Annotated in this window: 6 protein-coding genes; 1 reads left to right on the top strand and 5 read right to left on the bottom strand. The window is 45.2% G+C overall.

The genetic code is table 11. The features are described from left to right. Both AC1DWN_RS21090 and AC1DWN_RS21085 read right to left on the bottom strand, forming a co-directional pair. The coding region (locus AC1DWN_RS21090; protein ID WP_477560871.1) for a carbohydrate-binding protein at positions 1 to 1,511 on the bottom strand (1,511 nt) is incomplete at its 3' end. Between the two features lie 100 nt (positions 1,512 to 1,611). After that, the gene (locus AC1DWN_RS21085) at positions 1,612 to 2,541 is read right to left on the bottom strand and encodes a dihydrodipicolinate synthase family protein (RefSeq protein WP_477560870.1); all 930 of its coding nucleotides are present in this window, start codon (positions 2,539 to 2,541) and stop codon (positions 1,612 to 1,614) included. Positions 2,542 to 2,812: 271 nt separating this feature from the next. Here AC1DWN_RS21085 and AC1DWN_RS21080 point away from each other — a divergent pair, with 271 nt between their 5' ends. Then, on the top strand, positions 2,813 to 4,744 hold the full coding sequence (locus tag AC1DWN_RS21080; RefSeq protein WP_477560869.1) for an ABC transporter ATP-binding protein: 1,932 nt from the start codon (positions 2,813 to 2,815) through the stop codon (positions 4,742 to 4,744). Between the two features lie 90 nt (positions 4,745 to 4,834). Here AC1DWN_RS21080 and AC1DWN_RS21075 read toward each other — a convergent pair whose 3' ends face one another. The 3 genes from AC1DWN_RS21075 to AC1DWN_RS21065 form a co-directional block, all read right to left on the bottom strand. Then, a complete protein-coding gene (locus AC1DWN_RS21075) occupies positions 4,835 to 5,911 on the bottom strand; it encodes a bifunctional heptose 7-phosphate kinase/heptose 1-phosphate adenyltransferase (protein WP_477560868.1) in 1,077 nt (358 codons plus the stop codon). Then, positions 5,901 to 6,884 carry a DUF4432 family protein gene (locus AC1DWN_RS21070; RefSeq protein WP_477560867.1) on the bottom strand — a complete coding sequence of 328 codons (984 nt, stop codon included), beginning with the start codon at positions 6,882 to 6,884 and terminating at the stop codon, positions 5,901 to 5,903. Before AC1DWN_RS21070 ends, AC1DWN_RS21075 begins: the two co-directional genes overlap by 11 nt. 58 nt (positions 6,885 to 6,942) lie before the next feature. Next, a partial coding sequence (locus AC1DWN_RS21065; RefSeq protein ID WP_477560866.1) for an alpha-mannosidase occupies positions 6,943 to 8,910 on the bottom strand: 1,968 nt, incomplete at its 5' end.

Raw genomic sequence — 8,910 nt, 5'->3', positions numbered from 1 at the left:
CTGCCAATACGGCTCGGAATGGTTCCTGGCTTAGCTGCTAAGTTTATAAGCTGATCTCGAGCGGTAGCAAGCGGAGCAAGCTCAGGGCTATCTCCCTCTGTTCCCATCTCCTGCATGAAATCAATAGCCTTTTGCATGTCGATAGCCATCAAATGAAGACGTGGGATTAAGTTTGAAATATTACGTTCAAGCTCCCACTCTCGATTTTTATCTGGATTCGTACCAGTTAGCATGATGATTTCTCTGCTTAGGTACGATACCTTTTGTGAGACTTGCTGCAGCACTTCGAATACTTGGCCTAGTTGACCAACCTGTACCTCCATGCGGATTTTATGCTCTCCCTCTTCCAAGTAAACGAGAAATTCCGTATCCCCCATCCCAAGAGCACCAGATTGCCATTGTTTGGCGTAAGGGAAATTAACTGCGTTCATTTCTTTGAATGGTATAATACCGTCGATATATACGGTGCGCTGCACGGGAGTTTGGTTTAGCCATTGTGAAAGAAATCTGCTCCCAATCTCGTATGATCCAGATTTAGGCACCTCAAATTCCCATTCTATCCACTGACCTCCATCGCGCCAAGAACTGCCCCCTATCGTATTTAATAGCATGATATCTTGATCGAATGGTTCTGTCGCTGGCTCTCTATGGCTCGTTCTACGCAATGTCGGATCCGACTTAAGAGCCGCGTTTTCCGCTTGCAATTTCAACTCAAAGTTATTTGTCTCTGTGTAGCCGGCTTGTCGGTATGATTCCAGCACCTTTTCATAGGTAGGCAGTACCACAGGAGAAAAGATATGAAGCTCGCCAATTGCGGCTGGTTCGCGCAAGTAATGTATACGAATTTTATGAGTACCTTTGGTAAAGGAATAGCGGAAAGGCTCTTCTACTCTAGCTTCGGGATCGCTAAACTCTTTGTACTGCCAGCCCTTCACCTCTTCTTGCGCTGAATTAAATTCATTTCCCATGTTGTCAAACCAAGGCAACTTCGATTCTTTCCACATTCTAGAGAACGCAATCCGTTCGGATTGAAAGAATGGGTACTGTCCATCGATCGAAACCTTGCGTTGAATCGACGAACCCTTGCCATCTAACGAATAATAGGTTAATCCCATCTGATAAAACCCGGCTTCAGCTATCTCTACCTCGTATTCGACCCATCCACCTTCATCCTCGATTACTACTACATCCTTGCCTGAACCATCAGGATCATCGGCGATATGAGCTCCAACTTCGCTCAGAGAACTGTATTTTTCTCCACTTATAATTTCGCTGTAACCTGTCGTATCTTGTATCCCTTCAGCTTTCCTTGCACTTAGATAGCTTAAGTATGACTGTCCCAGCGTTGATGCCAGATCGGCTTCAGCCGCTATTGAACGTTGAATGTCCTCACTATATTCCGGTACACTAGCCATAGCGGCATCATTCGATGTACTCCTTGATAAGAAGAATAAGGAGCTGAGCAACAATAATCCTATAAGAAGAACCATGTACTTGCGAAGCAGCAACAAAATACTCCCTCCTTATGACCCGTTTCTTTTTACTTAATGATTAAACTTTATTCTGACAATACGGACTTATAACTAGGTATTTCAGGATAATTTGCTATTTTTATTTCTTGGATGAGTTCGATTTCAGTAGATGTTTTTCCGCTGCTTTCAACCAAACCTCTATTCCTTTTGCTGCCGAGGCGTTCATGCTTTTTCCTTTGCGTGATTCTGTCAACATTGGTACACCTCTTAGGGAGACAAGATGCTTAGCGGTTACAGGGTAGCCCTTCCCCAATACACCATCCAGAAATACAAGTAATTCATGAGCAGCAGCAGTCTTATTCGAATCCTCATTTCTAACCGCTTCCCACAATTCCAACACGATATCAACAGCCGCTGAAGTAGTCGTAGACATAACACCAGCAGCCCCATTACGCAATGCATCGGCCATAAATGGCGTATTAGCTTGAAACACCAAGCCTTCTGGAGCACCTGTAATTTTATCGTTTATGCCCTCATTCGTACATGTGGTATCTTTGATTCCGACGATACCATGCAATTCTACTAATCGCTTATATACCTTTGAGTCAATATGTCTAGGAGCTGCGAGTGGACACTCATATAAAAAAATAGGCACTGGAGAAATGTCTGCTAGTTTTGCGAAATACTCCTCTAGCTTTTTCTGATCCTCTCCCATATTTCCTGGCGGTATAAGAACAATTCCAGCAACACCAGTCTCTGCCATCCTAAGTATTTCGTCTTCATGCTCTTCTATAATAGCGCTTACATTACCGGTTGCCAATACTGGAATTTTATTAGCTCGTCGCACAGCCCTGCGAGCTAGCTCATACCGCTCATCTGGTGTTAACTGTTCCATTTCGCTGCTGCCGCAAACGGCAAACAATCCTTGCGGTAGGTTCGATAACTGCCATTCCACATATTGTTCATAGATTTCCCAGTCAATTTCTTTATTTCTCATAAACGGAGTAAGTAATAATGCATATACACCACTGAACTGTTTTTTCCACTGTTCGGTTGGATGACTTGTCAATTCACCATCTCCTCGGATATTCATTAAGGTTCCAAATCAATTAATTTAATAATAAAGTTAATCGGTCAAATAGTAAAGTTAAAGTCACGTAAAAATTTAAAAAAAATGTAATTGGGAGGAAACAAGAGGAAATCCTATCATTTGTTTACAAAGTTAACTCAAACGACCTCCACTTCGCTCACAGCGTCCTTAACAACTTCCCATTCGTCATATACAATGTGAAATCATGTAGGCGGAACACAAGAGACGGATGGAATATGGAGGAATTCAATTGAGTGAAAAGAACGGTGCCAATTCGGAAGACCACTCACCTAGAATGCAACTCATCTGGAGATTTTTAAAGTTTGTCAAGCCTTATCGCTTTTATCTTGCTGCCATTTTGGGCGTCGGTGTATTGCAGTTTGTCCTGCCCTTGGCAAGCCCTTGGTTAACGAAAATATTAATCGATGATGTTCTTGCGCCTTCTGATTCCAGTTGGACTCTGAAAAGTGTACTGCTCATTTTTGGCGGGATTTATTTGATGCACTTAGGAGCCTCTTTTTTTAGAAACATGCTGGCCTCCTTAATGTCGAGCCGTATGGTAGCCAGTATACGCAGACAGCTCTATGAACATATTCAAAAAATGCCTCAGACATTTTTCGATAACCAGCAGGTCGGCGTATTGCTAAGTCGAATTACCCACGATGTAAATGGCGCTCAAAATCTAGTAGGGAACAATGTGCTCAATGCTATTTTCGACTTGTTCATGGTTGGCTTTGCCGCTTTCCTCCTCTTCTCCTTAAATTGGCAGTTGGCCCTCATGTCGCTTTGGATACTACCGGTCTATTATTTGATCTTCACAAATCTCAATATACGAATTCGTTTCACTTCTCGTGCGGTCAACCGACAGATGGAGCTGATATCGGGCTTACTGGTAGAACGTATTTCCGGCATGAAGATCGTGCAGGCATTTAATGGTGAACGCGCGGAGCTGGAGCGCTTTGACAAGCAAACGCAATCACATATTCGCCACTCACTTGCAGCACAGCTGCTCGCCAATTCTCTCGGCAGAATCAGTGAACTGATCGGCAACTCTGGCACGCTTATTACTTGGGCCGTTGGAGGCGCATTCGTACTGAACGGAGATATGACTATCGGTTCACTTATTGCCTTCCAAGCCTATCTCGGGCAGCTGTACGGTCCAATCCAACGCTTCGCCGATATCAATGTGACCATTCAAAACTCACTGACTCATATTGAACGAATCTTCGAGCTAATGGACATCGAGCCAGGAATTAAGAGCGCAGAAGATCCACTGCCCTTGAAGGAATGCAGCGGCGATATTCGGTTCAAAAACGTCTCGTTTACTTATGCTTCTGAAGTGCCCTTGCCCAAAGATGATAAAAACTGGCAGGACCCCGATATTGTAGTACGACAAAAGCCAGCAAAATCATTTTATTGGATCCCTCCAAAAACGAGAAGCTCCCCTCCTCCTACTAAAGTCGAGAAAAGAATCGGCTTAAGACAGATTAGCTTCCATGCAAAACCCGGTCAGGTTGTAGCCCTAGTCGGTCCTAGCGGCGCAGGAAAGTCAACGTTGATCAATTTCATCGCACGTTTCTACGACGCGAAGCACGGCGGTGTGTATGTGGACGATATAAATATAAAAGAATACGATATTCAAGACGTTCGTAAACAAATTGCAATGGTATTGCAAGACAATATTTTATTCTCTGGCTCCGTTTTTGAAAATATTGTATACGGTCGGCCAGACGCAACGATAGAAGAAGTAGTAGCTGCAGCCAAGGCTGCGAACTGCCATGAATTCATAGACAGCTGGGACAATGGCTATCATACCCTGCTCGGGGATCGCGGAATGAGGCTTTCCGGCGGTCAGAAGCAGCGACTTGCTATCGCACGTGCTTTGCTCAAAGACCCTAAAATCCTCATTTTGGATGAAGCTACCTCTGCACTCGATGCCGAGTCGGAAGCACTTGTTACCGATGCGCTGGATCGGCTGATGAAAAACCGAACGACGTTTATCATAGCTCACCGTCTAGCAACTGTCGTGCGCGCAGACCTCATCCTCGTTATGGAGGATGGACAAATTAAAGAATGGGGCTCACATGAGGTTCTTTTAGCTCGCAATGGGCTATACCATGATCTCTATGAGAGACAGCTTAAGGCGATGCGTCCAGAAGCATTTAATCTGTCTATATCATGATAATAAATTTTAAGCATACCCAAAACCTCCAAAACCGCTGCTATAGTGGACTTGGAGGTTTTGCCATACTTTGTGAACCTTTTTACAAAACTAATTTTTGAAACCGATCTTCTCGTAGTAATCGTATATCTCTTTTATTTCTTTCGGGGACGCAGTTCCCGTGCTTCCTAGCTTCTTAATGCTAACCGCGGAAGCGAAATGGGCGAACGCCATTGCTTCCTCTGTGCTGCTACCTGACCCAAGCGAAGCAAGAAGTCCTGAAGCAAAGCAATCCCCTGCCCCAACCGTATCTAAAGGAGGTTGGACTGGAAGCGAAGGTACCCACCTATAATCGCTTCCATCGGCGCTAATCGACCCTTTCTCGCCAAGCGTAATGAAACATTGAGAGCCCATCTCACGCGACATACGTAAAGCCAATTCAGCCCAATCTAATAGAGTATGACCATTGTTATCTTTCTCTAATTGAAAGGAATGAGCAGCTTCCAGCTCGTTCGGTTTAATCATCATGCCATGAAATAAATGAATTCGCTCTCTGCTATCGACGAGCACAATCTTACCTTTGGCTGCCCAACCCTTCAAGCAATGCCTAATCGCGTCCCCAATAATGCCGAACTTAAATTGATCAGTTACTGCGATTATATCCACTTTATCAGCCATTGCGTCCAGCTGCTTCACCAACTGACCGATAACATCCTCCCGCAGTGATTTATAATTAAAAAAGTCTAGACGTGGGTCCTCCTGCCGCACATTTTGCAGACCGATACGAATGGGTTTGCAATAAGCGGGTGTACACCAATCCTCGCTGCTAAGAGAATACGTGAGATCGATGTCCAAATCATGAAACGCCCGCTTCAGCAGTGACCCACGCCAATCATCACCAAAGACAGAACAAACATATACTTGGCTGCAGCCAATCGCTTTTAAATTAGCTGCCACATTCCCCGCAGCTCCGGGGGAACACTTCTCGTTCATCACCGGCAATGTATAATGTGGAGTTTCTCTGGATAATTCACTTCGCTCCATATCTGTCTCCCAATAGACGTCAAGACTTACGTCGCCTATAACACCTGCTTTAAGTGACGGTATACCCTTCAATATCTCTCCGAACCGATTCTTGCTTAATACAAAGCGATTGCTAAGCAGCTTAATCTCTTTCTCATCTACCACTAATTCCATCCTCCTTCACTTCAAATTCAAGCCAAGAAGATTGTGAACCGAACGGCTCCAGCTCTAAGGCTAAGCCGGCAGCTGCCGCTTCGGCCAATGTAAGCTTCGGTGGAATATTAAACATTTCCAGTCCAATGTTGTACTCAACAGAGAAAAATGGCGCATCTCCATCTGACCCGAAATTTTGCCAATACCAAACATAAGGCCACACATGCTGATCCCAGCGAACCTTCAAACCAAGTCCCATATCAGGATTTTCGATGGTGTACACTCCCTCTGTCGACTTCACCGCCATCAGATCTCTATGCGTTCCGCGTGGCGGCATGCGTGTCAAATCAATCGTAACTCCATCCTGCACCGCATTAGGCCATGGCCATTCGTCTTGCAGAGGCGATTGCTGTATCACCGTTGCACCGGGCGGGAAATGAACTCTGGAATTTTCGTTTATGAATGGCGCTCCATAAGCCAAGTGGTAACCCCAATTTGTCTCCACTCGGACCGGAGCTTCGTTTTTAACCGTTTCTTCGATTCTGACCGTCGTTTCACCACTTCTTAGAATGAAATCCTTCTCGACGTATAGCGGTAGAGACCGCACTCTATGAGTCAATCGAATACGAACCTCTTGCTCCTCATCCCGAATAATTTGCATCTCCCATGGGCTTACCGCTGTCTCACCGCGATGAACAGTAGTTCCACGATAAGTATGGGTATAACTTACTTCCGGCATCATTTCCTGCCAACCACCCGGATAAGTCATCTGATAATCGGGAAATAGCGCATGAGGCGGCTGCAGTCCTAATCGTGTTTTCCAAATGAAATCCGTATCCGTCGGCTTGTGAAGCCAACGAATCGGTTCTCCTCCCCTGTCGAGTAAAAGGATTATTTGCAGCTTCTCATTTTCTAGAAGCACAGCACGATATTTGTTATAGATCAAATCACTAGTTATTCGACACCCGCTGCTACGTTGCATCATTTCACCTCCAAGTCAATTAGCCTTAAGCGATTCTTGCATTACGAACGAAATTTTAATCTTATTTCATTTTTATTTTGAATGTTATTAATTCATAAGGCTTGAAAAAGGCGGAAAAGTGATGACTTTGTCCATCCATTGGTTCGGCCTCCTGCTCTAACAGGTTTACTTCCTCGATCACATCTATCTCGAAATGAGAATAGAAGTCTGCGCTTCCCCGCTTGCCGCCGTACTCATAACATCTTACGATCCAGTCATCGGAATCCTCCGCCTTCTTAATCGTATCAATAGCTACATGTTTGCTGTCGCTTGAGAAGAAGCTGAGCGTAGAAGGCAGCTTCTGAGCAGTAGTTGAAGGAGCTGGAGCAGCAGTCCCACCTTGTACTGCCTGAATAATAACTGGTGTATTAAGACGTCTAGCCTGCAATTGTGTCCCGGACGTAAACCAATCGCCTTCATGCGGCAGCAAGGAATAGGTAAATGAATGCTCGCCGATATCTGCCTGCGCATCCGGACTGGTCGCTGATTTGATCAATGTAAGGCGAATCGTTTGCTCCTTCACATCATGACCATACTTGCAATCATTGAGCAGACTAATCCCATAATCTCTCTCCGATAGATCAACCCATCGATGGGCACAAGTCTCGAATCTGGCAAAGTCCCAGCTCGTATTCCAATGGGTTGGGCGCTGCACATTGCCATACTGAATCTCATAAGTTGCATGAGTAGCACGAATATTGACTGGAAAAGCGACCTTCAGTAATTGCTGAGGTTCATGCCATGATACTTCCGTAACAAAATCGATTCTCGGATCATCCGCATAAACGACTAGATCCTGACGCAGCTCGGATCTGCCATACCCCCATACAAACCGAACGATAGCGCGCAGCGAACCGCATTCCACAACTTCCACCGACTTCAATTGCTCAATAACATATGATTTTTCGAAATAGAAAATATCAATATCCCAAGCCTCACTAGCAAGTGGTTTGTCTTCATGCACATCGAACCGGTTTCCAGTCTGTCCTTCAACTATTACCTGACGGTCATTCTGAATATCGTATAGCTGAGTGATCTGTCCACTCTCATTCCACTGGATTTCATAGAAAGGCGTCTTAATCCCTGATTCTGTGGCATAAATGACTTGCTCTCTTGGCACTAGCATAGCTTCCAATTCCTTAACACTAAGGAACGTGTAGCCCATGGCAGGTACATTCACCTTGAGTTGCTGCGTTGATGCAGAATGCGCATCAGCATTCACATCTATTGTGAGTTCAATCAGTTCCTCCCGGATCCATGGCAAGGAATTGAAGATCATATAACCCGGTTGATCGCCCGTATCGATCATTCTAGAGATACCTTGGGCGCTCATAGCGAGCGGAGCCTCAGCCAGCTTCTCCGCTTCCGCATACTCAACATGACAATCCTCATACACCTCTGCGATAGAGGAGCCCGGCAAAATATCGTGGAATTGATTGCGCAGCACGATCTTCCAGCTGTCATATAGAGCGGCTTGATCATAATTCGCAAATTGTGTCAGCGTACTGTAGAAGGTGGACACCATCTCAGCGTTGCGCAGCAAATTTTCCATATAGCGGTTTATCTTCTTGTTATACGCCTGCGATGTATAGGTTCCTCTATGCAGCTCCAGATACAGCTCACCGTCCCAGCGATGAACATAGCGATCCGTGCTCGCAACTTTTTCTTCTAATTTATTGAAAAACTCGTCCGCTCGGCCTGTCGTGATTTTCGGCAAGCCCGGCATATTTTCCAAGCGCCTTCTCATCTCCAGCATCGTTCGTGTCGGTCCTCCCCCGCCATCGCCATAGCCGTAGGAGAGCAGCAATTCCTGATTAATTTCTTTATCGCGGTAATCGCGCCATATTCCTGATACCGTCTGTGGAAGCACATGCCCATTGTACGTATAATATTTCATAATGCTATCTGGACTGCGGAACGGATCCGGCGTTGTAATGAAGTGTGTAAGAATCTCAGTGCCATCGATCCCTGACCAATAAAAGGTGTCATG

The sequence above is a fragment of the Paenibacillus sp. P4_A7 genome (assembly GCF_056402455.1).
Note: the sequence above shows the minus strand (reverse complement) of the source record. Positions and strands in the feature narration are given on the sequence as shown.

Bases quoted from the DNA above. Each gene is read 5' to 3' on its own strand.
- AC1DWN_RS21070 (WP_477560867.1), bottom strand. From the start codon at position 6,884: ATGATGCAACGTAGCAGCGGGTGTCGAATAACTAGTGATTTGATCTAT.